At 62.4% G+C, this 23,926-nt stretch carries 24 protein-coding genes; 12 read left to right on the top strand and 12 right to left on the bottom strand.

The genetic code is table 11. From position 1 onward, the window contains the following. Positions 1 to 44: 44 nt before the first annotated feature. Entirely contained in the window at positions 45 to 1,670 is a 1,626-nt protein-coding gene (locus tag ACMGE0_RS00415) for a fucose isomerase (protein ID WP_436813884.1), read from the top strand. 41 nt (positions 1,671 to 1,711) lie between these two features. Here the strand turns inward: ACMGE0_RS00415 and ACMGE0_RS00410 are convergent, their stop codons facing one another. Further along, positions 1,712 to 2,389, bottom strand: a complete 678-nt coding sequence (locus ACMGE0_RS00410) for a GntR family transcriptional regulator (RefSeq protein WP_436813883.1) — start codon at positions 2,387 to 2,389, stop codon at positions 1,712 to 1,714. Between the two features lie 342 nt (positions 2,390 to 2,731). On the opposite strand from ACMGE0_RS00410, the gene ACMGE0_RS00405 reads away from it, so the two are divergent. From ACMGE0_RS00405 to atzF, 10 genes are read left to right on the top strand one after another with little or no spacing between them, the layout of a single operon-like run. Continuing rightward, on the top strand, positions 2,732 to 3,859 hold the full coding sequence (locus ACMGE0_RS00405; protein WP_436813882.1) for a BMP family ABC transporter substrate-binding protein: 1,128 nt from the start codon (positions 2,732 to 2,734) through the stop codon (positions 3,857 to 3,859). Between the two features lie 20 nt (positions 3,860 to 3,879). After that, the gene (locus ACMGE0_RS00400) at positions 3,880 to 5,010 is read left to right on the top strand and encodes an ABC transporter permease (protein ID WP_436813881.1); all 1,131 of its coding nucleotides are present in this window, start codon (positions 3,880 to 3,882) and stop codon (positions 5,008 to 5,010) included. Next, a complete protein-coding gene (locus ACMGE0_RS00395) occupies positions 5,010 to 5,936 on the top strand; it encodes an ABC transporter permease (protein ID WP_436813880.1) in 927 nt (308 codons plus the stop codon). The genes ACMGE0_RS00400 and ACMGE0_RS00395 overlap by 1 nt, the downstream gene beginning before the upstream one ends. Before the next feature lie 12 nt (positions 5,937 to 5,948). After that, entirely contained in the window at positions 5,949 to 6,965 is a 1,017-nt protein-coding gene (locus ACMGE0_RS00390; protein WP_436813879.1) for a formamidase, read from the top strand. Between the two features lie 28 nt (positions 6,966 to 6,993). Next, positions 6,994 to 7,695, top strand: coding sequence for a biuret amidohydrolase (biuH, locus tag ACMGE0_RS00385; protein ID WP_085420594.1), 702 nt, complete (start codon positions 6,994 to 6,996; stop codon positions 7,693 to 7,695). After that, complete coding sequence (atzD, locus tag ACMGE0_RS00380; RefSeq protein ID WP_436813878.1) at positions 7,695 to 8,750, top strand: cyanuric acid amidohydrolase; 1,056 nt, start codon at positions 7,695 to 7,697, stop codon at positions 8,748 to 8,750. The genes biuH and atzD overlap by 1 nt, the downstream gene beginning before the upstream one ends. A 1-nt stretch (position 8,751) precedes the next feature. After that, positions 8,752 to 10,302: an ABC transporter ATP-binding protein gene (locus ACMGE0_RS00375; protein WP_436813877.1), complete on the top strand. Its 1,551-nt coding sequence runs from the start codon at positions 8,752 to 8,754 to the stop codon at positions 10,300 to 10,302. Then, complete coding sequence (locus tag ACMGE0_RS00370; protein WP_436813876.1) at positions 10,302 to 10,970, top strand: cysteine hydrolase family protein; 669 nt, start codon at positions 10,302 to 10,304, stop codon at positions 10,968 to 10,970. The genes ACMGE0_RS00375 and ACMGE0_RS00370 overlap by 1 nt, the downstream gene beginning before the upstream one ends. Continuing rightward, positions 10,963 to 11,316: a cupin domain-containing protein gene (locus tag ACMGE0_RS00365; protein WP_436813875.1), complete on the top strand. Its 354-nt coding sequence runs from the start codon at positions 10,963 to 10,965 to the stop codon at positions 11,314 to 11,316. Before ACMGE0_RS00370 ends, ACMGE0_RS00365 begins: the two co-directional genes overlap by 8 nt. Further along, positions 11,313 to 13,157, top strand: a complete 1,845-nt coding sequence (atzF, locus tag ACMGE0_RS00360; protein ID WP_436813874.1) for an allophanate hydrolase — start codon at positions 11,313 to 11,315, stop codon at positions 13,155 to 13,157. The genes ACMGE0_RS00365 and atzF overlap by 4 nt, the downstream gene beginning before the upstream one ends. A 69-nt stretch (positions 13,158 to 13,226) precedes the next feature. On the opposite strand, the gene pqqE is transcribed toward atzF, so the two are convergent. The 8 genes from pqqE to ACMGE0_RS00320 form a co-directional block, all read right to left on the bottom strand. Beyond that, entirely contained in the window at positions 13,227 to 14,357 is a 1,131-nt protein-coding gene (gene pqqE / locus ACMGE0_RS00355; RefSeq protein WP_436813873.1) for a pyrroloquinoline quinone biosynthesis protein PqqE, read from the bottom strand. Then, positions 14,327 to 14,629 (bottom strand): pyrroloquinoline quinone biosynthesis peptide chaperone PqqD, encoded by a 303-nt coding sequence (pqqD, locus tag ACMGE0_RS00350; RefSeq protein ID WP_436813872.1) that lies wholly within the window; start codon positions 14,627 to 14,629, stop codon positions 14,327 to 14,329. Before pqqD ends, pqqE begins: the two co-directional genes overlap by 31 nt. Continuing rightward, positions 14,626 to 15,381 carry a pyrroloquinoline-quinone synthase PqqC gene (gene pqqC, locus ACMGE0_RS00345; protein WP_436813871.1) on the bottom strand — a complete coding sequence of 252 codons (756 nt, stop codon included), beginning with the start codon at positions 15,379 to 15,381 and terminating at the stop codon, positions 14,626 to 14,628. The genes pqqD and pqqC overlap by 4 nt, the downstream gene beginning before the upstream one ends. After that, positions 15,378 to 16,316: a pyrroloquinoline quinone biosynthesis protein PqqB gene (gene pqqB, locus ACMGE0_RS00340; protein WP_436813870.1), complete on the bottom strand. Its 939-nt coding sequence runs from the start codon at positions 16,314 to 16,316 to the stop codon at positions 15,378 to 15,380. The genes pqqC and pqqB overlap by 4 nt, the downstream gene beginning before the upstream one ends. A gap of 67 nt (positions 16,317 to 16,383) precedes the next feature. Beyond that, on the bottom strand, positions 16,384 to 16,533 hold the full coding sequence (locus ACMGE0_RS00335; protein WP_159457597.1) for a hypothetical protein: 150 nt from the start codon (positions 16,531 to 16,533) through the stop codon (positions 16,384 to 16,386). 162 nt (positions 16,534 to 16,695) lie between these two features. Further along, a complete protein-coding gene (locus ACMGE0_RS00330) occupies positions 16,696 to 17,553 on the bottom strand; it encodes a quinoprotein dehydrogenase-associated putative ABC transporter substrate-binding protein (protein ID WP_436813869.1) in 858 nt (285 codons plus the stop codon). 4 nt (positions 17,554 to 17,557) lie between these two features. Further along, entirely contained in the window at positions 17,558 to 18,046 is a 489-nt protein-coding gene (locus ACMGE0_RS00325; RefSeq protein WP_436814489.1) for a c-type cytochrome, methanol metabolism-related, read from the bottom strand. Positions 18,047 to 18,259: 213 nt separating this feature from the next. Further along, the gene (locus ACMGE0_RS00320) at positions 18,260 to 20,140 is read right to left on the bottom strand and encodes a methanol/ethanol family PQQ-dependent dehydrogenase (RefSeq protein ID WP_436814488.1); all 1,881 of its coding nucleotides are present in this window, start codon (positions 20,138 to 20,140) and stop codon (positions 18,260 to 18,262) included. Between the two features lie 443 nt (positions 20,141 to 20,583). On the opposite strand from ACMGE0_RS00320, the gene ACMGE0_RS00315 reads away from it, so the two are divergent. Then, positions 20,584 to 20,934, top strand: a complete 351-nt coding sequence (locus tag ACMGE0_RS00315) for a hypothetical protein (RefSeq protein WP_436813868.1) — start codon at positions 20,584 to 20,586, stop codon at positions 20,932 to 20,934. A gap of 16 nt (positions 20,935 to 20,950) precedes the next feature. On the opposite strand, the gene ACMGE0_RS00310 is transcribed toward ACMGE0_RS00315, so the two are convergent. From ACMGE0_RS00310 to ACMGE0_RS00300, 3 genes are read right to left on the bottom strand one after another with little or no spacing between them, the layout of a single operon-like run. Continuing rightward, the gene (locus ACMGE0_RS00310) at positions 20,951 to 21,700 is read right to left on the bottom strand and encodes an ABC transporter ATP-binding protein (RefSeq protein ID WP_436813867.1); all 750 of its coding nucleotides are present in this window, start codon (positions 21,698 to 21,700) and stop codon (positions 20,951 to 20,953) included. Further along, entirely contained in the window at positions 21,660 to 22,436 is a 777-nt protein-coding gene (locus ACMGE0_RS00305; protein ID WP_436813866.1) for an ABC transporter permease, read from the bottom strand. The genes ACMGE0_RS00310 and ACMGE0_RS00305 overlap by 41 nt, the downstream gene beginning before the upstream one ends. A 39-nt stretch (positions 22,437 to 22,475) precedes the next feature. Further along, complete coding sequence (locus tag ACMGE0_RS00300; RefSeq protein WP_436813865.1) at positions 22,476 to 23,462, bottom strand: ABC transporter substrate-binding protein; 987 nt, start codon at positions 23,460 to 23,462, stop codon at positions 22,476 to 22,478. Positions 23,463 to 23,926: the final 464 nt, after the last annotated feature.

Below are 23,926 nucleotides of genomic sequence, written 5' to 3'. Positions count from 1 at the left end.
TGAACCATGGCCAGGCAGTTCATGACCGAATGAGGGATGAAGACATGACCCCAAACACCAACAAAGACATCGCGCTCTTCGCCAGTGGAGACCTGCGCCTCAGCGCCAACCAGCAATGCTGGGCGACGCAGGACGCGATGGAAAGGAAGCTCACGGACGTGCTGACCGGCATGGGCCATAGCGTAAAGCGCGCGCACGCCTACAAGCCGGAGGAGAAGCATGGCTTCATCTCATCGCAGCGCGAGGGGATGGATGCGTTCGCGAAGATCGATCCGTCCGTCCCCGTCATCGTCGCCGAATCCGTCTGGCAATATTCGCACCATGTCCTGGCGGGGCTCACGTCCCACAAGGGTCCGATCCTGACCGTCGCCAACTGGTCCGGTCAGTGGCCGGGCCTCGTCGGCATGCTGAACCTCAACGGCTCGCTGACCAAGGCCGGCGTGACCTATTCCACGCTCTGGAGCGAAGCCTTCGATGACGCCTTCTTCCTCGAAGGCCTGAAACAGTGGCTGGAGACGGGAACGATCAGGCACGATAGCTCCCACGTGACGCCGCTCGATGCGAACGCCCTCCCCGCCGATCTCAGAAGGCTGGCGACGGAGATCGCCGACGACTTCCGCCGCAACAAGGTCATCCTCGGCATCTTCGATGAGGGGTGCATGGGCATGTACAATGCCATCATTCCCGACGAACTGCTGATGCCGCTTGGCATCTTCAAGGAGCGCCTGTCGCAGTCGAGCCTCTATTACGCGACGACGCAGGTTCGGCTCGAAGAGGGCCGCGCCGTTTACGAGGAGCTGCTCGCCAAGGGCATGACCTTCCATCTCGGCACGGATCCGAAGACCGAGCTCACCGAGGCGCAGGTGATCGACCAATGCCGCATGTATATCGCCGCGGTCCGCATCGCCGAGGAGTTCGGCTGCGAGGCGATCGGCATCCAGTACCAGCAGGGGCTGAAGGACCTTCTCCCGGCTTCGGACCTCGTCGAAGGCATCCTGAACGACGACGGCCGTCCGGACGTCAGGAACAGGCACGGCCAGATCATCCGCAAGGGTGAGGCGATCGTCCATTTCAACGAGGTGGACGAATGCGCCGGCCTCGACGGGCTGATGACCAACCGGTTGCACCGCGCACTCGGCCAGCCGGTCGAAAACACGCTTCACGACTTGCGCTGGGGCGATCGCGACGCTTCCGGCTCGGTCGACGATTTCGTCTGGGTGTTCGAGATCTCCGGCGCCGTGCCTCCCTCGCACAACGAAGGCGGCTGGGCGGGCAGCGACAGCATGCGCCAGCCGGCGATGTTCTTCCCCGCCGGCGGCGGCACCCTGCGAGGCATCGCCCGTCCCGGCGAGATTGTCTGGTCGCGCGTTTTCCAGGAAGACAACCGGCTGAAGATGGATATCGGCCGCGGCCGGGCCATCTCGCTTCCGAAGGAGGAAACCGAGCGGCGTTGGAAATCGACCAATGAGCAGTGGCCGATGATGCACGGCGTGCTCACCGGCGTCACCCGCGACCAGATGATGGCCCGCCACAAGGCAAACCACATCCAGGTCGCCTATGCCAATTCGGCGGCGGAAGCCGACCGGGCCGCACTTGCCAAGGCCGCGCTCGCCGCCGAACTCGGTATCGAGGTCAGCCTCTGCGGCATCACTCAGAACCGGCTCTCCTGATCGGATCCAGGGGTCGGATCATGTCCGGCCTCCGCTGCCGGCTATTTCTCCTTTGCTTTGGCAAAGACGGCGCTGGCATCGCTGACGATTTCCACATGGGAATATGCTGCCTGCCCGGCGGCTGCGCCGTCCGCCCGCATGATCGCCGTAACGATCTGGCCGTGTTCCTCATAGGATTTTGCCAGACGCCCCGGCAAGCGGAACTGGGCCCGCCGGAACGGAGCGAGCCGCGCCCGGGTTTGCGTCACCGTTTCGAAGATATGCTCGTTATGCGCGCCGCGATAAAGCCGCGTGTGGAATTCGGTATTGTAGGCCGAATAATCCTCTTCCGCGCCCTGATGAACCAGTCTGATCGACGCTCCGTGTTCGAGTTCCAATGCGCGCCGCTCTTCGACGGTCATCCGCTCTGCCGATAGCCGGGCGCAGATCGCTTCGAGTTCCGCCATCGCCTCGAACATCGAGTGCAGATAAGCCTCCGTCACATTGGTGACGACGGCGCTGCGGTTCGGCTCGCGCACCACAAGCCCCATGGCGCCCAGTTCCCGCAAGGCTTCGCGCACCGGCGTGCGCGACACCTCGAACCGGGCGGCCAGCGAACTCTCGTCCAGCTTTTCGCCCGGCAGGATCGCTCCGGTGACGATCATATCCGCGATGGCCCGCACCATCTGCTCGACGGTGGTTCCGGGACGGATGACTTCTCGGCGCCTGACCTGTTTCACGGGGCGATTCTACTCAATTAAGCACTCTGCATACAGATGACGTCACGCGACCGATAAGTCAAACCTTACCGCCAACGCTTTGGCGTAACTGTATCTTTTCCCCACTGGAAAGAAGGTTCGCAATTGTCGCGCGCCCAACCCGCACCTTCCTTTTTATGCAGACCCCATCAATGGCTATTTCTTAGTCAAGGCGCCGATGAATCTGCATGCACTTTGGCAGGCTCGATTGTATGTCCAATATAAAGAACAAAGATTTCAATAGGTTAATTTCTGGCATGCGCATTGCATGCACTTTTCATGTATCCGCCCGAAACTGGCCCAAGCGCCGCAAGGAGCATTCCGATGACCAAACTCCTTTCCATGAACCGCCGCAACTTCCTACAGGCTTCCGCCGCCGGCGCGCTGGCCGGTCTCGCACCGGGCCTGACCGGCTCGAAGGCAGCGGCCCAGACGGCGTTGACCGTGGGCTTCATCTATGTCGGTCCGAAGGACGACTACGGCTACAACCAGGCCCATGCGGAAGGTGCCGCCGTCGTCAAGGCGATGCCGGGCGTGACACTCGTCGAGGAGGAAAACGTCCCCGAAACCGTGGATGTCCAGAAAACCATGGAATCCATGATCAATCTCGATGGAGCGACCCTGCTCTTCCCGACCTCCTTCGGTTATTTCGATCCGCACATGCTGGCCATGGCCGCGAAATATCCGGATGTGCAGTTCCGCCATTGCGGCGGGCTTTGGCAGGAAGGCAAGCACCCGGCCAATACCGGTTCCTATTTCGGCTATATCTTCCAGGGCCAGTATCTGAACGGCATCGCAGCCGGCTATGCCACCAAAAGCAAGAAGATCGGCTTCGTCGCCGCAAAGCCCATTCCGCAAGTCCTGCAGAACATCAACGCCTTCCTGCTTGGCGCCCGCTCTGTCGACCCGTCGATCACCTGCCAGGTCATCTTCACGGGCGAATGGTCGCTGGCGGTCAAGGAAGCGGAGGCCACGAACGCGCTGATCGACCAGGGCGCCGATGTCGTCACCTGCCATGTGGACAGCCCGAAGGTCGTGGTCGAAACGGCCGCCGGACGCGGCGCCTTCGTCTGCGGCTATCATGCCAACCAGAGCGCGCTCGCCAAGGACAAGTACCTCACCGGCGCCGAATGGGCCTGGGGCAATGTCTATACCAACTACATCAAGGCGGCCCAAAGCGGCGGCAAGCTCGGCAATTTCGTCCGCGGCGGCCTGAAGGACGGCTTCGTCAAGATGAGCCCGCTCGGACCCGCCGTTTCCGACGAGGCCCGCAGGAAATTCGAGGCGACGCTCGCCGAAGTCATGGCCGGCAAGTTCTCGGCCTTCAAGGGGCCGCTCAAAGACAACAAGGGCAATGTCGTGATCGCCGCCGATAAGGCCTATGCGGAAGATGCGATCGATCTCGAAAGCATGGCTTACCTGGTGGAAGGTGTCGTGGGGTCGACGTCCTGACCAGGGAGAGGGAAAGCGCCATGACGGTCGATGCGAACGATCCCGGAATACGGATTGCGGCGGGCGGCGGTACCTCGTTCCGCCCTCTCCTCGAATGGCTGGCGCGGCGGGCCGAGCCGGTTGCGATCGGGCTCGTGGCGATCCTGATCGGCATGGCGCTTTTCTCTCTCTTCATCCTGGCGATCGGCAAGTCGCCGGGCACCCTTTTCCAGCTCATGTACACGGGCGGCTTCGGAAGCTGGTTCTCGATCCAGAACAGCCTTTCGCGTGCGGCGCCGCTGCTGCTGACGGCGCTTTGCGTGGCGCTTCCTGCCCGCCTCGGCCTCGTCATCATCGGCGGCGAAGGCGCCGTCGTGCTCGGCGGCGTTGCAGCGGCCGCTGCCGCCATGCCCTTCGTGGGTGTCGTGCCGCCGATCGTGCTGTTCGTTTTCATGGGCCTCGCCGCCATGGTCGTCGGCGGCGTCTGGATCGGTCTTGCCGGTTTCCTGCGCCATTATCGCGGCGTCAACGAGACCATCTCCTCGCTGCTTCTCGCCTATATCGCGATCGCGCTGATGAACCAGTTCGTCGAGGGGCCGCTGCGTGACCCTGCGAGCCTCAACAAACCGTCGACCACCCCGCTGCCGGCCGGCGACATGATGGGCAATATTCCCGGCATGGACGTCCATTGGGGACTCGTCATCGGTGTCGTCGCCTGCATCGTCTCCTGGGTGCTGATCGAGGTGACGAGCTACGGCTTTGCGGCCCGGATCGCCGGCGGCAATGTCCGTGCCGCGCAGATCCAGGGCCTGCCGGTCGGCAGGCTGATCGCCGGCTTCACGGCGATCGCGGGAGGCTTCGCGGGCTTGGCCGGCATGATCGAGGTGGCGGCGGTGCAGGGCAGCGCCAATGCGTCGCTCGCGGCGGGCTACGGCTATACCGGCATCCTCGTCGCATTCCTCGCCCGCCACAATCCGCTGGCGATCATCCCGGTCGCCATCCTGCTCGGCGGCATCGATGCCTCGGGCGGCCTCATCCAGCGGCGCATGGGCCTGCCGGATGCCACCGTGCTGGTGCTGCAGGGCACGCTCTTCATCGTCATCCTCTTCTGCGAAACCTTCTACGGCCGCTTTAAGATCTTCAATCCCGACCTCTGGAAAAGGAGCCTCTGATGGAAGAGACGGGCATCGGCATCTGGGGCGTGCCTCTGGCGATCTTCGCAGGCGCCATCCGCGTTTCCACACCGTTCATCTTCGTCAGCCTCGGCGAAACGATCACCGAGCGCTCTGGCCGCATCAATCTCGGGCTCGAAGGCACGCTCGTCTTCGGCGCCATGACGGCCTACGCGGTCGCGGTCCTGACAGGCTCTCCCTGGCTCGGCGTGCTGGCCTCCATGGTCGCCGGTTCGATCTTCGGCCTCATCCACGGCTGGATCTGCAAATTCCCGAAGGTCAACGACATCGCGATCGGCATCGCCATGATGCAGTTCGGGCTCGGCCTCGCCTTCTTCCTCGGAAAGCCCTTCATCCAGCCGGCGGCGCCGAAACTGCCATCCATTCCGCTCGGAAGCTGGTCGGTCATTCCGCAGGTGCAGGCAGCGCTCAACATCAACGTGCTGTTCTTCATCGGAGCCGCGCTGGCGCTTTTTCTCTTCTGGGCATTCAGGAACACCCGCCTTGGCCTGACCCTGCGCGTCGTCGGCGACAGCACCGATGCGGCACGCGCCATGGGGATCGATCCGGATACGGTGCGCTTGCTGGCAACCGCCGTTGGCGGATCGCTCGCGGCGATCGGAGGCGCCTATCTCTCGCTCTATTATCCGGGCTCCTGGAACGAAGGCATTTCGTCGGGACAGGGGTTGATGGCCGTGGCATTGGTCATCTTCGCCCGCTGGAACCCGATCGGCTGCTTCCTCGCCGCCCTGCTCTTCGGCGGCGCAGGCGCTCTCGGCCCCGCGCTGCAATCTGTCGGCTTCACGCAGGGCTATTACCTGTTCTACGCCGCGCCTTACGTGCTCACCCTCGTCATCCTGATCGTCACGTCCTCCCCCACCCGCTCGCTGACGGGTGCGCCGGGCGCGCTGTCGCTCACGAAATAAAGGAGTTTTCCAATGAATGGCTTGGGCGGCCTCAACAAATCCGAACATGGCGTCGGCATCGGCCTCGTGCAGCTTCAGCTGCCGGTGACCGTCACCAGGGCGGACCTCGCGAAGCAGACGCAGGTGATCGTCGATCTGGTGGCCAAGGCGCGGCGCAACCAGCCGGGCATGGACCTCATCGTCTTTCCCGAATACGCGCTGCACGGCCTTTCCATGGACATCGATCCGGAGATCATGTGCACGCTCGACGGACCGGAGGTCGCAGCCTTCAAAAAGGCCTGCAGGGACAACGCGATCTGGGGTTGCTTCTCGATCATGGAGCTGAACCCGGGCGGCATGCCCTATAATTCCGGCATCGTCATCGACGACCAGGGGGAGCTCAAGCTCTATTACCGCAAGATGCATCCCTGGGTGCCGGTCGAGCCCTGGGAGCCGGGCGATCTCGGCATTCCTGTGATCGACGGTCCGAAAGGCGCCAAGCTCGCGCTGATCATCTGCCATGACGGCATGTTTCCGGAAATGGCCCGCGAATGTGCCTATAAGGGCGCCGAGATCATGATCCGCACCGCCGGCTATACGGCGCCGATCCGCGAAGCCTGGCGCTTCACCAATCAGTCGAACGCGTTCTGCAACCTCATGGTCACGGCAAGCGTGTGCATGTGCGGTTCGGACGGCACGTTCGATTCCATGGGCGAAGGCATGATCTGCAATTTCGACGGCACGATCATCGCTCACGGCACGTCCGGCCGGGTCAACGAGATCATCACCGCCGAGGTGCGCCCCGATCTGGTACGCGAGGCGAGGCGCGGCTGGGGCGTCGAGAACAACATCTACCAGTTCGGCCATCGCGGCTACGTGGCCGTCGCCGGCGGTGCGGGCGATGCGCCCTACAGCTACATGCACGATCTCGTCGCCGGCAGATACCGCCTGCCCTGGGAGGCGCAAGTGAAGGTGACCGACGGCACGTCCTGCGGTTTCGACAAGCCCGTGCGCCGTTACGGCGAAGCCCTCAAACCTGCTGCCGAATAGGTCGGCTCGCGAAACAGGAGAAAAGACGATGGACGCGATGGCCGAGACCAAAGGGCATTTTATCGACGCCGATCCCTATCCGTGGCCCTATAACGGCAAGCTGAGGCCTGACAACACGGCGCTGATCATCATCGACATGCAGACCGACTTTTGCGGCAAGGGCGGCTATGTCGATCACATGGGCTACGACCTCTCGCTCGTTCAGGCGCCGATCGAGCCGATCAGACAAGTCCTCTCCGCCATGCGCGGAAAAGGCTACCACATCATCCACACCCGCGAAGGCCATCGCCCCGACCTTGCCGACCTGCCGGCCAACAAGCGCTGGCGCTCGCAGCGCATCAACGCCGGCATCGGCGATCCCGGCCCCTGCGGCCGCATCCTGGTGCGAGGCGAGCCCGGCTGGGACATCATTCCGGAACTCTATCCGATCGAGGGCGAAGCGATCATCGACAAGCCCGGCAAGGGCTCTTTCTGCGCCACCGACCTCGAACTCATCCTCAACCAGAAGCGCATCGAGAACATCATCCTGACCGGCATCACCACCGACGTCTGCGTCTCGACCACGATGCGCGAGGCGAACGACCGCGGCTTCGAATGCCTGCTCTTGGAAGACTGCTGCGGCGCGACCGACTACGGCAACCACCTCGCCGCGATCAAGATGGTGAAGATGCAGGGCGGCGTATTCGGCTCCGTTTCCAATTCCAAGGCACTGATAGAGGCCCTACCCTGATGCCGTCCTTACGTGCCCATGTCTATCGCGTGCCCGCCGACGGGCCGGATGACGTCTCCGGCGTCGAGGCGCTGTTCGCCGCCGGGCTGAAGCCGCAACACGTCGTCGCCGTCCTCGGCAAGACCGAGGGCAACGGCTGCGTCAACGATTTCACCCGCGGCTTTGCCACGCGCAGCTTCGAAAACCTGTTCGCGCGCTATGGCGTCGAGGGTGTCTCGCTCGTCATGTCCGGCGGCACGGAGGGCGCGCTGTCGCCGCACTGGACCGTCTTTGCCCGCGAAGCCAGCGATGCGCCGGCCGAGCGCGCTCTTGCTATCGGCACCGCCCGCACCCCGCCGCTTCCTGCCCGTCATCTCGGCCGGCGCGAGCAGGTTCTGCTGGTCGCCGAGGGCGTCAGGGCTGCGATGAGGGATGCCGGCATCGACAATCCTTCCGACGTCCATTTCGTGCAGATCAAATGCCCACTCCTGACGCTCGCCCGCATCGCCGCCGCCGAGGCCGCCGGCGAAACCGTAGCAACCCGCGACACGCTGAAATCCATGGGCCTCTCGCGCGGCGCATCGGCGCTCGGCGTGGCCGTGGCGCTTGGCGAAGCGGATCCGGAGACGATGGCGGATGAGGACATCTGCATGCGCTATGATCTCTTTTCCCGCTGCGCCTCCACATCGGCCGGCGTCGAACTGACCGACCACGAGATCGTCGTGCTCGGCATGGGCGCAGGCTGGTCCGGCCCGCTGTCGATCGACCACGCCGTCATGCAGAATGCCATCGATTCCGCCTCCGTTCGCCAGGCCCGCGACCGCCTGCCCGAAAGGGCACGGCTGATGGCGGTGCTTGCCAAGGCCGAACCCGATCCGTCCGGCAGGATCGCCGGTCGCCGCCACACAATGCTGGACGATTCTGATATTTCCGGCACACGCCATTCCCGCGCCTTCGTCGGCGGTGTTCTCGCCGGTCTCTTCGGCATGACCGACCTCTATGTCTCGGGCGGCGCCGAACACCAAGGACCTTCCGGCGGCGGTCCCGTCGCCATCATCGTCGAAAAGGAGAGTTGACGTGAACATCGTCCGCGATACGCCCCTCCCGCAGGCCGGCAAGGCGGTCGGCATCGAGACGCTCGGCATGACCATGCGTTTCGGCAGCTTCACTGCTCTGGATAATGTCTCGATCAGCGTGCCGGCAGGCTCCTTCCATGCGCTGCTCGGCGAAAACGGTGCGGGAAAATCGACGCTCGTCAAATGCATCATGGGCTTCTATCACGCGACCTCAGGCTCGCTCTCCGTCGACGGGCGCGAGGTGGTGATCGCCTCGCCCAGGGACGCAGCGACCTATGGGCTCGGCATGGTCTACCAGCATTTCACGCTGGTTCCCTCCCTGACGGGTGCGGAAAACCTCGTCATCAGCCGCGCCGAAGTCCCCACAGTCATCAACTGGGCGAAGGAGCGCAAGGAACTCGCCGCGTTCATGGAGCGGATGCCCTTCAAGATCCCGCTCGACCGGCCGGTGAGCGAGCTTGCCGCTGGCGAGAAACAGAAGCTCGAAATCGTCAAACAGCTCTATCTCGGCCGTTCCTTTCTCGTGCTCGACGAGCCGACCTCGGTGCTGACGCCCGCCGAAGCCGACGAGATGCTCGGTCTGGTGCGCGGCATGACCGAGCGCGGCCAGCTGACGGTGCTGATGATTTCCCACAAATTCCACGAGGTGACCAAGTTCACCGACGTGGTGTCGATCCTGCGCCGCGGAAAACTGGTCGGCACCGGCAGGATCGGCGAGCTTTCCACCGCCGACATGGCGGCGATGATGATCGGCGACGTGAAGCTCGCCGAGCTCGACAGCCGCCTGCCCGTGCCGGAGGCCGCCAAGGCGGTGTTGAAGGTCAGCCAGGTCAAGGCGCCGGACCGCTCCGGCCTCAAGACGATCGAGATCGAGGACCTGACGGTGCGCTCCGGCGAGATCGTCGGCATTGCCGGCATTTCCGGCAACGGACAGAAGGAGCTCACCGAGATCCTCGCCGGCCAGCGTCCGACCGATACCGGCCGCATCGTCGTCAACGGGGAAACCTATGGCGCGACACGCCCGGAGACGCGCAAGAACAACGTCCGCTTCATCCCTGAAGAACCGCTCCAGAACGCCTGCGCGCCAAAAATGACCGTGAGCGAAAACCTTGCCTTCCGCACCTTCGACCTCAAGCCGGACGGCAAGGACGCGATCTGGCTTTCCAAGCGCGCGATGAAGAAGCGGGCGACCACCCTCATTTCCGATTTCAAGGTGAAGACGGCGTCTTCCTCGTCGCCGATCGCGGCGCTTTCCGGCGGCAATGTGCAGCGCGCCGTACTCGCTCGCGAATTGACCGGAAATGTCGATCTGCTGATCGTCTCCAACCCCTGCTTCGGCCTCGACTTCTCGGCCGTGGCGGAAATCCGCGCCCGCATCATGAAGGCGCGCAATTCCGGCACAGCCGTGCTGCTGCTCTCCGAAGACCTCGACGAACTCCTGGAAATGTCGGACCGCATCATGGTCATTTCCGAGGGCAAGCTCGTCTACGAGACGCCGGCACGCGGGGCGGATATCGGCGTGATCGGCGCCCATATGGCGGGGCATCACTGATGACTAAGATCAAGGCAGAACCCTTTGCCTTTCCAGCGAAACCCGGTGAAATGGCGCTGATCGTCATCGACATGCAGCGGGATTTCGCGGAACCGGGCGGTTTCGGCGCAAGCCTCGGCAACGATGTCAGCCGCATCACGAAGATCGTGCCGGAGGTGAAACGGCTGCTCGAGGGATTTCGCGCCACCGGCCTGCCGGTCATCCACACGATGGAATGCCATCGCCCGGACCTTTCCGACCTGCCGCCGGCAAAACGCGACCGCGGCAATCCCTCGCTCCGGATCGGCGACCAAGGTCCGATGGGCCGCATCCTGATATCCGGCGAGCCGGGCACCGCGATCCTGCCGGAACTGGCCCCGATCGACGGCGAGGTGGTGATCGAAAAACCCGGCAAAGGCGCCTTCTACGCCACCGAACTCGGCGACATACTGCAGGAAAAGGGCATTACGCAGCTCGTCATCGCCGGCGTCACGACGGAAGTCTGCGTCCAGACGACCATGCGCGAGGCGAACGACCGCGGCTACGAATGCCTTCTCGCCGAGGAGGCGACGGAGAGTTATTTTCCGGAGTTCAAGGCGGCTGCGATCGCCATGATCCGGGCGCAAGGCGCGATCGTCGGCTGGACCGCCCATGTGGACGACATCTTGGAAGGGATCGCCCATGCCTGAATCGACCCGCGAACTGCTCACGCTCGACGGTTGGAAAGAACTTGAATTCGGCCCCTTCCGCGGCGACGTCACGATCCACTGGATCCGGCCCTTCGCAGGCGACCAGCCGGGCGTGGCGCTCCTGAAATACGAGGCCGGCGCATCCGTGCCGCGCCACCGGCATGAGGGGCTCGAAACCATCCTGGTGCTCGACGGCGTGCAGTCCGACGAAGCGGGCGATTACGGCCGCGGCAGCTATATCGTCAACGCCCCCGGCACCGAACACTCCGTATGGAGCGATACCGGCTGCGTCGTGCTGATCCAGTGGGACCGGCCCGTGAAAATACTGGAAGAGGAAATGGCATGACCACCACATCGTCGAACGCGACACCGGCCTTCGATATCGCCTCGCTGCGCACATTCTACCGCAACGGCGGCAGCGTCACCGATATCGCGGATGCCGTCTTCGCCCGCATTGCGGAGGTGAACGATCCCGGCATCTTCATCCATCTGGCGGCAAAGGATGCGGTCCTCGCGGAAGCGGCGAAACTCGGTGCCTTCGATCCGGAAAAGCCGCTCTGGGGCATCCCTTTCGCGGTCAAGGACAATATCGACGTCGCCGGCATGCCGACCACCGCCGCCTGCCCCGACTATGCCTATCTGCCGGAAAAGGACGCGACCGTCGTCCGCCTCTTGAAAGAGGCCGGCGCGCTCGTCATCGGCAAGACCAATCTCGACCAGTTCGCCACCGGCCTAGTAGGCGTGCGCTCGCCCTATCCGATCCCGAAGAACGCCATCGATCCGAAGCTCGTGCCGGGTGGTTCGTCCTCCGGCTCGGCGGTAGCGACCGCGCAAGGCATCGTCAGTTTCGCGCTCGGCACCGATACCGCCGGCTCCGGCCGCATCCCCGCAGGCTTGAACAATATCGTCGGCCTCAAGCCGAGCGTCGGCGCGCTCTCCACGACCGGCGTCATTCCCGCCTGCCGCACGCTCGATTGCGTCTCCATCTTCGCGCTCACGGTGAATGATGCGTGGACCGTCTTCTCCGCCGTTTCGAAATACGACGAGACCGACGCCTATTCGAAATCCATTCCGGCAACAGGCTTCGGTTCGGCGCCACCGGTTCTGACCATCGGCGTGCCGGTGAGGGCCGACCGGCAATTCTTCGGCGATACGCTGATGGAAGCCACCTATGACGATGCGCTGTCCACACTCGCAAAGCTCGGCCACAAGCTCGTCGAGGTGCCGTTCGGCGACTTTTACAAGGTCGCCAACCTGCTCTACGAAGGCGCCTGGGTGGCGGAGCGGTACGCCGCTGTGAAGGATTTTTTCGACACCAGGGAAGAGAGCTTTCACCCGGTGACGCGCAAGATCTATGGCGGCGCGAAAACGCTCTCCGCAGCCGATGCCTTCAACGGCTTCTACGCGCTGCAGGCGCTGAAGAAGAAGCTGGCGCCGTTGATCGCCTCGGTCGATCTCCTCTGTGTGCCGACCGCGCCGACGCATTATACCCTCGCCGATCTCGAGGCGGAGCCGATCCGCGAAAACTCCCGCCTCGGAACCTATACCAATTTCGTCAACCTGCTCGACATGTGCGGCATCGCGGTGCCGACCGGCACACGTAGCGACGGCCTGCCGGCAAGCGTCACCCTGCTTGCCCCCACCGGCCGCGATGGACTGACGGCAACACTTGCCCGCGACCTGCATCAGGCAAGCGGCCTGACGCTCGGCGCAACCGGCTGGCCGTTACCCGCGCCCACTGAATCCGCTTCGGCCTCCGAAGATAGCGACCTGATCGATATCGTCGTGGTGGGCGCGCACCTTTCCGGCATGCCGCTCAACTACCAGCTCACGGAACTCGACGGAAAATTCTCCCGCGTTGCCCAAACCTCGGCCGCCTACAAGCTCTATGCGCTTGCGGGAACCGTGCCCCCGAAACCCGGCATGGTCCGCGTCGACAAGGGCGAAGGCGGAAAGATCGAGGTGGAAATCTGGAAGCTGACGCCGGCGGCCTTCGGACTGTTCGTCGCCGCCATCCCCGCGCCGCTGGGGATCGGCACGGTCATGCTCTCCGACGGCACTTCGGCAAAGGGTTTTCTCGCCGAGCCGCTGGCGCTCGAAGGCGCACTCGACATCACCGGCTATGGCGGCTGGCGGGCCTATCTCAAGGAGCTTTCGTCGCTTCAGCGGGTCGGCAAGGCCGGCTGACGGGCGGAATCGGGGAGCAACATCCGGCTGCGCATTTCTCTCCCGGCTTCACATGAACGCTGAGAAGATTTATGCCCTCCCGATGCGGCGATACCGGAAATCCTCGGCATCGGAGGCGGGGACGGAATTGGCCTCCCCGATCAGCATCGCCATGCGGCTATGGAACGGTGACTTGACGCAGGCCGGGTCTGTCGCAGCCGCATCGCCCGCGATCGCCATTGCCTGGCACCGGCATCCTCCCCAGTCGACCTCCCGGCGCTCGCAGCTCCTGCATGGCTCCAGCATCCACTCGTCGCCCCGGAAAGCATTGAAAGCCGGGGAATTCAGCCAGATATCCGTCAGGCTCGCCTCTCCGTAGCGCTCGAAGTGCAGGGATGGGATTGTTCCGGCCGCGTGGCATGGAAGTGCCGTGCCATCAGGGGCGATCATGAACGCATCGCGGGCCCAGCCGCCCATGCAGGGTTTCGGATAGATGGCGAAATAGTCGGGCGCGACGAAGTCGATCGCCAGAATTCCACGCAGCCGCGATTGTGCCTCCTCGACAATCTCGACCTGGCGCTCCACCGCCTCGCGATCGGGCATGAGAGCATTGCGGTTGAGAAGAGCCCAGCCGGCATATTGCACATTGGCGATCTCCAATCTCTCCGCGCCGAGGGAAAGGGCAAGATCGATGAAAGCCGGAACTTCCTCTATGTTGTGCCGATGGATGGGGGCGTTGATCGTCAGCGGCAGGCCGAGTTCCACGACCCGCCTTGCGGTTTCGAGCTTCTTCTCGTGCGCGCCGCGATTGTTGCCGATCTTCTCCGTCGTCGGCGCATGGGCACCCTGGATGCTCAGTTGCACATGATCGAGGCCCGCATCGCGAAGCCTCTCGATTCGGCCTTCGGCGAGGCCGACGCCGGCGGTAATGAGATTGGTATAGACGCCACGCCGCGACAGACAGCTTACGAACTGCTCGAGATCGGACCTGAGCGTCGGCTCTCCGCCGGAGAGGTGGATCTGCAGTACCCCCAGATCGGCCGCCTCTTCGAAGAGAGCAAGCCATGCCTCCGTCGAAAGCTCCTTGTCGGCCTTCAGGAGATCAAGCGGATTGGAACAGTAGACGCATTGTAGGGGACAGCGATGCGTCAGCTCAGCCAGCATGCCGATCGGAGGCAGAAGTGCGTCACTCATAGCGTCACCAGGAACCTGTCGGACCATTCCTGCAGGAATTGTTCGACATCGGGCGCAATGTCTTCGCGAGCCGCATCATATTGGCCGGCAAGCTCGTCGACGATCTGAAAAACCGTGTGCCGGCCATCGCACAGCTTCAGTATATCAAGGCTGACCTCGTCCGGCCAGAAAACCCTTTCCGGCGAAAGCACCGCCCAGGCGCTGCGCACCGGATCGAACTGCAGCCGTACGTAGCGCTTCAGATGCGGCCTCGACTGCTCGGACAGAATGGCGCGCTGCCGGCTGCTGCTCCCCATCATTGCATCTCCGGCACGAAGGCGCCAGGCGGGATGGTGCCGCCGTCTCCATAGGCGTAGTCAAGGGCATCCAGCATCGCCCACAGGATATCGCACTTGAAGACGAGGGCATCGATCACCGCCTGCTGCTTTTTCGGATCGGTCGCATGTTGCAGGACATAGGCGAGCGCAAAATCGGAATCCCGCGGAGCCTGAGCCAGCCTCGGCATGAAATAGGAAAGCGTGTCCTCGGTCACGTAGCTGTATTTCGCCAGCATGGCGGGAACGCGCTCGCCGATGATCACCGGCGAGAACAGCTCCGTCAGAGACGAGGCGACGGCTTCCAGGAGGCTGCGATTGGTACAGAAAGACAGATACGCGCCGACGGCGAAGCGCGTCGCGGGCAGAGCGAACCGCTCGCTCTTCACCATCGCTTCGTCGAGCCCCAGCCCGGTCGCCAGCTTGATCCAGCGGGCGATGCCGCCGTCCCAGCCGGTTGCCCCGTCGTGATCTTCGATCCTGCGGCGCCATTCGGCGCGGAATTCCGGGTCCTCCGCCCGCGCGACGATCATCGCGTCCTTGCGCGGGATCATGGCCTGATAACAGTACCGGTTGAGCGCCCAGGCCTGGAGCTCGGCCTTGGTCAATGTCCCCGCCGTCATCCTGTGATGGTAGGGATGGCGATTGTGGTATCGTTCGGCCCCGACCTGACGGAGTACCTCTTCGAGCCCCGCAGGCGTCAATCCGTTTCGCGCCGCGTCTGCAAAATCGCTCATAGGCTGATCTCCATCCCGTCATAGCCGATCTCCCACCCTCCTGCCCGCACCGCTGCCGTTTCGGGTGAATTCTCGCCGAGGATCGGATTGGTGTTGTTGATATGGACATAGATGCGACGGGCGGGCGCCACATCGGCAAGCAGGGCCATGGACCCGTCCGGACCCGCAATGTGCAGGTGCCCCATGCGCCGGCCCGTCTTGGTGCCGACACCGGCGCCCGGCATCTCGTCGTCCGTGTAGACCGTGCCGTCGAAAAGCAGACATGCCGCAGCGGCAATTCGTTCTTTCAGGTCGGCATCGACGGCGGCGCAGCCCGGAACATACAGCACCGAGGGATCACGTCCTTCCTGCAGAATGCGCACTCCCACTGTATCGCCTTCCCGCGTGCCGAAACCTTCTTCCGCCTTGCCGGCATCTTCCAAAAACAGGGCCACCTTGCCGGGAACCGGAAACGCCTCGACCACGATGGATGTCGGCCTGCCCTGCCAATCGGCAATCGGCGTCGGAACGTTCAGCAGAAGCTCGCGACGCTCGACCAGTTCCCTGTCGAGGACATTGAAAATGCTGTTTTCGGCAAGCACGCCAAGCACCCGCGCCGTTGCATAGATGACGAAGCGGTGCCGCTCGCGCAGGCTCAAAAGCCCGGCGATATGATCGACGTCCGCATTCGTCAGGACAACGGCCTGGATGGGCGAAGCCCGCAAAGGGCCATCATCCCTTGGCTGCAGCTCCGCAGTTGCGGCGATTTGCTCGCGAATATCCGGCGATGCGTTGAAGAGGATCCAGTCCTTACCGTCGGCAGACACGCCGAGACTCGATTGCGTCCTTGGCCGAAAGCCGTCTTCGCCCTTGCGGGCTGAACGGCTCAGCCGATAATTGCAGTTCCATTGGGGGAATCCCCCGCCTGCCGCGGAGCCGAGAACCTTCAGCCGCATGTGGTGATGCTTCCTTCCGGACGGCAGCCGCTCCATGCGTGCACGTCGCATGGAGCGGTGGATGCGCTTATTTCTTGGCCTTGAGTTCGGCGGATTGGTAACGTGACATTTCCATGCCGACAGCAACCGTGCACATCGTCGGCTTCTTCCAGCTTTTCTTCATAAGCTTCTCCTCTCGTTCTTTGCCCGAGATCAACGATTTGATCTCCTCCGGCATCGTGCGCCCACCGGCGCAAGCTCTGAAATTCGAGGAACGTTCGCGCCTGCCATTCTGAAGCAGTCCGAAAACTACCACAGTCGGACCCACGTCCCAACGCAATCACCCTTCACATCGGCGGCATCCGGACGTCCGGTGGGATGCCAAGAAGCGTGATCGCCGCTACCCCTTGATCTCGTTGCCGGCTTCATCGATCAGCGGCACCTGATATTGCAGAAGAATCCGGTTTATTTCCGACTGGTTTTCCCTGATCAGGGTGTTCAGGGTGCGCTTCCACTCCTGATCGGACGGACGGACGCCCATGGTGATGCGGTAGGACATCTGACTGCCCTTCTCCTTGAGAAGCGGCACCACGACGAAATCCGGATTTATTTCCTTGACGTAGTAACCGGCCATCGGCCCCCACAGAAAGGCAACGTCGATGGCATCGTTCTGAAGGTCATGCAGCATCACCTCGGCCATGGATGGCATCGAGCGCGTATCCACCATCAAAGGGTAGGCCTTGGCGGTCCGCATCAGGTTGACTTTTGCCAGGTTGGCGCTTGGCGGCGTTCCCGCCACGACGCCGACCCGCTTGCCGGCCAGTTTGGGATCCTCGATGGTCTCCACGCCATCCAGGCCGCTCCCTTTCTTGAAAACCATGACATAGGTCGAGCGGTAATAGGCATTGGTGTTCTGCACGAGTTCGTCGCCCTGGGCATAGCCCATGATGATGTCGCAGCGGTTGGCCCTCAGCGTGTTGCGGACGAAGCCGGTCGCCATCGGATACCACGTATAGGCAACCGACTTGCGGCCGGTCTTCGCCGCCACCAGCTCCGCCAGCTTGTTCTCGAAGCCCTTTCCGCTTTCATCCGTGAACGGCATGTTCGAAGGATCGGCGCAGACGCGCAGCACGTCCGGATCGACCAGTTCGCCCGCGGCGCCGAGGCCGGCGGTTTGCGCCAATGCCGCGGCCGGAACCGCGGCGATCGCCGCGATCACGGAGAGTATGTAAAGACCGCAGGATTTGCGTGCCGGCATGTGCTCAGCTCCCCATGCAGGATGTTTCCTGGTCCTTGGCGGCCTGCGGCTTGTCCGCTTTCTTGGGAGGCCTGCCGCGCGGGATGCCGTCGACCGCACGCGCCCGCAGGTAGATGTAGATATCGTCCATATAGCAGTAGACGTTCTTGTTTTCGCCGAAGGCGGGCATGACGCTTTCCTTGCCGCCGCCGACATTCTTGCGTCCCTCGGCGACGATGGAAAGAAACGTGGCGTAATCCATCGTCTTCAACGAGTTGACGAGCCCCGGCGCATAGCTGGAGCCCATTCCGTCGGGGCCATGACAGACGTGACAGTCCGAATGATAGCGGCGATATCCGCTGAACGTGTACCAATCCACCGTTCCATCGTCCTGGAGCTTGAACGTCGGATTTCCATCGGCGTCGAAATATTTGCCGTCTTCGTCGGTAACTGCCGCGGCCTTCTGCTTGTCGTCGGCGGCGAAGGTGATGCTGGAGCCGATAAGAAGAGCCATGGCGATAACCGAGACTGTTTTGCGGACAGACATTCGTACCTCTTTCTCATTTCGCCACGGACACAGCTTTGCTGTCGCGATGCGGCGTTGACAGGTGGGTTGTGGATTGCGTGGCGAAATCGAGAGCCCAGCCGGGATTCCCGGTGGTCCGGGCCCTCGTTTCTCTGCCTCACCGCCTCTTCGTAGAGGTCGGCGTGCCTATAGCTCCCGCTATCAATCCGGGAGGCCGAAGACGGTGAGCTGACCGCCCAGCGTCGTGTAGTCGGCAAGAGCGGCGTATCCGCCGACCGCGCCGAGACCAGCCGTGGCAATCGCCTGCTTTTCATCGGTTGGGGCATTCTGGCCAGCAACCGCAGTTTGCCAGGCAGCAGCGCCTTCGGCCTGGAGCAGACCGCCTGCGAGACCGATGCCTGCCCAGCCGCCAACACCCGACAGCACGGCGATGTACTGCTTGCCGTTGTGCTCGAAGGTGTTGATGTTGCCGATGATGCCGGACGGGGTCTTGAACTTGTAGAGTTCATTACCGTCGTGATCGACAGCCTTGATGTAGCCCTCCAGCGTGCCGTAGAAGACGACGTCGCCATCGGTCGATAGCGCGCCCGACCATACCGAGAACTGCTCGGGCTTAGACCAGACGATCTCACCCTTGGCAGCATCCCAGGCAATGAAGTTGCCCATGCCGCCATGGCTGTTGGGCGTCGGGTACATCGACACCGTCGCACCCACATAGGGCTGACCGGCCGTGTAGCTCACCCTGTATGGCTCGTAGTCCATGCAGACATGGTTGGTGGGCACGTAGAACAACTTGGTCTTCGGTGAATAACTGGCCGGCTGCTGGTCTTTGGTGCCAAGCGCCGCCGGGCATACGCCCGTCGTGTTGGTGTCCTCGCCGTTCTGCTGGGTCGAATACTGCGCCACGACCTGCGGACGGCCGTATTGCTCGCTCTTCGGATCCATCACGACTTCCGTCGCCCAGTTGACCGTCGGATCGTATTTCTTGGCGACGAGCAGCTCGCCGTCGCCGCGATCCAGCGTATAGGCGAAGCCGTTGCGGTCGAAATGGACCAGAACGTCGTGGGCCGCACCGTTGACCTGCATGTCGTCGACGAGGATCATCTCGTTGACGCCATCGAAGTCCCATTCGTCATGCGGGGTCATCTGATAGACCCACTTCGCCATGCCGGTGTCGGCGTCGCGGGCGAAGATGGTCATCGACCATTTGTTGTCGCCCGGCCGTTGTACCGGGTTCCAGGTCGAAGGGTTGCCGGTTCCGTAGTAGACCAGGTTCAGCTCCGGATCGAAGGCATACCAGCCCCATGTCGTTCCGCCGCCCTGCTTCCACTGCTCGCCTTCCCAGCTGCTGACGCCGGAATCCTTGCCGACGGGCTTGCCGAGCTGGGTCGTCTTCTCGCCATCCATCAGGGTTTCGGAATCGGGACCGGTCGAATAGGCCTTCCAGGCGACCGAACCGTCTTTCAGGTTATACGCGGTCACATGGCCGCGGACACCGAACTCACCGCCCGATATGCCGATCAGCACCTTGTCCTTGAAGATCATGGGGGCGGCCGTTCCGCTCTCTCCCTTGCCGCCTGCGGTATCTTCGCCGTTTTTCACCTGCCAGGCGACTTTGCCTGTCTTGGCGTCGAGGGCAGTCACCGTCGTGTCGGCCTGGTTGAGGATGATCTTGCCATCGCCGTAGGCGACGCCGCGATTGACCGTGTCGCAGCACATGATCGGAATGACGTTCGGATCCTGCTTGGGCTCGTATTTCCAAAGGATCTTGCCGTCATTGTTGAGGTCCAGGGCATATACCGTATTCGGGAACGGCGCATGGACGTACATGACGTCGCCGATCACCAGAGGTCCACCTTCATGGCCGCGCAGCACGCCGGTCGAAAAGGTCCACTTGACCTGAAGGTTCTTCACATTGTCCTTGTTGATCTGGTTCAATTTCGAATAGCGGGTGTTGGCGTAGTCACCCGTCGGAATCGCCCAGTTCTTGGAGTCGGAGATCAACTTCTGGACCTCGTCATTGGCAAACACTCCTCCCGCCAATGACAGAGATACCGCAGTCGTCACCAATGCCGATTTCATGAAGTTTGCACGTACACGCATTTAGTCCTCCCTAAGTTCGCATGGGTGACATGTTGCGGCGGCACCTGTTTCATAACAGGGGCCCGCGTCACCAGTTCAGCGTGTGGGAAGTATTTCCGGCAGCGTGTCACGACCTAAGCCAGGCGCGCGGAGGGCACCGTTACCGCCCACCCGCTTGGCCTACGAAGACTGTCACCACTCCCTTGACGGTAACGTCCTTGAAGCCGGAAACATCCTAACCATAAGAGATAGAATTGTTTTCCGCAAGCATGTTTCTCATCAATATTCGCTGCGCCGCACCATATTTTCGTTGCAATGCAGCAATTTATACTCGGAAAATTATCCTATGTTACTGGATATGGACACTATTTTGAAACTATACTTACACGATTATTTGCACTCGCTGTCGAGGCGATAACTGCGCCGCACCGAAAGGATATGCCATGGTTACGCTTGAGAAGTTTGCCATCGCCGTGTTTGCCTCTGCAGCAATCAGCCTTGCCGGCCCGGCAACGGCGGCGACGAGCTACCCGACCAATGTCGTCGCTGAATACGTCTATGCCTGCATGAAGGCCAATGGCGAGAATCGAGCCAATCTTGACCGTTGTTCCTGTTCGATCGACGTCATCGAATCCATTGTTCCCTATGACCGTTACGAGGCAGCCGCCACCTTCCGGCAAATGGGACTGCTCGCCGGCGAAAACGGCGCGCTGTTTCGCGAAAGCGCCCCTGCCAAGGCCGCAATAGCGGAATTGAAAAGGGCCCAGGCCGAAGCTGATATACGCTGCTTCTGAGCGGGCAGCCGCGGGCCTAGGATTGCGCCCGAAAGCTCTGGTGGAACGAGCGCAGGATGTCGCTGCAAATCTGAGCGTTTCTGGCTTCCCGGGGGACGCGTACCAGAAACGATCCAATGACATGAGCCGGGCGTTGCGAAAGGACGATGATCCTGTCGGCCAGCATGATCGCCTCGAGCAGGTTGTGCGTCACCATCAGGACCGTCGTCGGATGCGCCGACCATATTTCGAGCAGCAGATAACGAAGCTGCTGCGCGGTCGCCTCATCGAGAGAGACGAAGGGTTCGTCGAGAACCAGAAGATCGGGTTCGATCGCAAGCGCCCTCGCAAGGGCCGCGCGGCGTGCAAGCCCCAGCGAAAGCTCCCCGGGATAGAAGTCGCGCATTCCGGACAGGCCGAGCGCATCGAACAGCTGGTCGAGGTTCTTGCCCTGCAGGGCTTTCGGTAAGGTGAGGCGCACGTTTTCCTCGACCGTTCGCCAGGGCAGGAGGATCGGCTCCTGAAAAACCATGCCTATGCGCGGCTCCTCTCTTCCCGGCAGCTTTATGCGGCCTTCGAAGGAATGGTCCAGGCCGAGGAGCAGCCGCAACGTCGTGGTCTTGCCGCAGCCGGAGGGGCCTACCAGGCAGACGAATTCGTTTTGCTCTACCGCAAAGTTGAGATCGCGCAGGACGTCGATGCTGCCGCCCTTGGAAGCCTCGAATGATTTGTGTCTGACGTCGATCTCAAGCCGCGCGTCTGCGCCAACGGGTTGAAGCGTGTTCAAGGGGCTGCACCAGAAGAAATTCGATCACGAGCATCACGCAGACGAATGCCAGCGTGTAGGACAGGATGGATGCGACGTCGAAAAGCTGAAAATAGAGGTTGATCTGGAAACCGACGCCGTTCGACCGGCCCAGAAGTTCCACCACGAGCACGATCTTCCAGATCAGCGAGATACCGGAACGGGAGGCCGCCGCCAGATAGGGCTGCAGCTGCGGCAGCAGGACGTGGCGCAATCGCGCAAGCGGCCCGAACTTGTAGACCTTCGCCATGTCCGTATAGCGCAGGTCGAGCGCACGGGTCCCTTCCCTCATCGTGACGATCACGTTCGGGATCTTGTTGAAGGCCACGGCACCGATGGCCGCCGCCTCGTTCAGCCCGAACCAGATATAGGCAAGGATGATGATCACCAGCGCCGGGACATTCAGGGAGAGAATGACCCAGGGGTCGAGAAACCGGTCGGCCCGCGGATAGCTTCCGAGAAAGATGCCGATCGCCGAGCCGATGACCATGGCCAGCAGGAAAGAGGCTGCCACGCGGTAAAGGGTTATTCCCAGATGATAGGGAAGCTCTCCCGTGCCGGTCTCACGGACCATGACGCGCAGGACCTCGAGCGGCGGCGGGAAGGCACGGCTCGGCCAGAGGGTTGCCGACAGATGCCATGCGACGGCCAGAACGACGATCGATGCGGCGACGGTCAGCAACGGCCCGAAATTGCGTCCCCGCGCGGTCTTCCCCATTTGCCCCTGCGACGATGAGCCAAGAGAGATCGAACTCACCTATTCCGCCCCCCAGAACGTACCCGGCACCAGTTCCTTCGACGGTCCGACGAGTTCTTCGCCGCCGATCGCAGCCAGGACGGAATAAAGCGCTTCCGCGTCCTTTTCCGCATCCTCGCGCGGGCGTTTCGGAATGCCTTCGCGATAGCGGTCGCGCATGACCTTCTGCTCGCTTTCGTCGCCCCGAAGCATCGGCGCAAGCATTTTCCACTCGTCGTCGGAACTTTCGAGCAGCGCCTTCGCATCGGCGCTTGCCTCTACGAAGCCGTCGATTGCGGCCCGGTGGGTGTTGGCCCAGGATTCGTGGAAGATATATCCCAGGGCAACGATCGGCCCCGAAGCGCCGAGGGCGGCCGCCGCCTCATGACCGCCGATGAGCCTGCGATATCCCTTCGCCTCCAGCCGCGCGCAATAGTTCCAGAAGTTGAGCACCGCATCGAGCTCGCCCTGCTGCACCTTTTCCGTCAGCAATGGGGGAGCGCCGTAGATGATCGTGTTTGTCCCGGCCAGATCCCGGGAATAGTCCTTTTTCGCCATTGCCTGGATCAGGAGCCAGTTCTTGTCCAGAGGACCGCCCGCGACGCCTATCTTCTTGCCGGTGAGATCGCCGAGGCTCCTGATCGGGGACTGGTCCGGAACCATGATGGCGCCGACCGCGGTGGAATAGGGAACGAACGTCAGGTCGGTGCCTGTCGCGCGCTGCCGCGAAACCCATAGCCAGTCCGAAACGATCACGTCGACAGCTCCGGCCATCAGCGCGACATTCGTGGCGTCTTCGCCGGCGAATTCCTGCACGTCCACGGTGATCCCGTGTTTTTCGTCGAGCTTATGCCGTTTGATCGTATCGAGTTCCCAGCTCACGGTGCCGAATTTGAGAACGCCGACACGAACGACCTCCGCAGCCGCGGCCTGCCCCGCCGCCTGGGCGAAGAGCGCCGCCAGCAACAACAACGCGATCCGAAATGATCGGCCGATCCCGTCTCCCATAAGTCCTTCCTCCCATATGCCGCATCCAAGTTCCGTTTTTTAGATGTCCCGCTCCTTTGTCGGGTATTCGCACCGCCATTTGACAACGCGCATACGCGGATGTTCCGCGGACCATTTCGCAATCTGAGGGGGTGCCTGGAGCATGCAGGTCACCAGGCTTCCGTTGTCTTCGAAATGAAGGTGCTCCTCCCGGCAGCTCGAAGGCTTATCCGCAAGACAAATCGTCAGAACGAGTTCGATAAGAGGCATGTCGCACCTTTCGACCGGCGAGCCTGCCGCAGCCGTTTCCTCCTGCTCAGGCAACCGCATGCGCGACCGCCAGCCTATCGCAGCCTCTTCCGGTGCCGGGAAGAGATGGCGATGAGGTTAGAAGCATCGCGTCCGCCCGTCAATCGCAACTTCCGGTTCCTATGATCGATGACGGTCCGACGGCGTACCGAAGGGTTGACTTACATTCCCCGGCA

This window comes from Neorhizobium descurainiae (genome assembly GCF_051400715.1).
GTDB lineage: Bacteria > Pseudomonadota > Alphaproteobacteria > Rhizobiales > Rhizobiaceae > Neorhizobium.
This window is presented reverse-complemented; position numbering and strand designations above follow the sequence as displayed.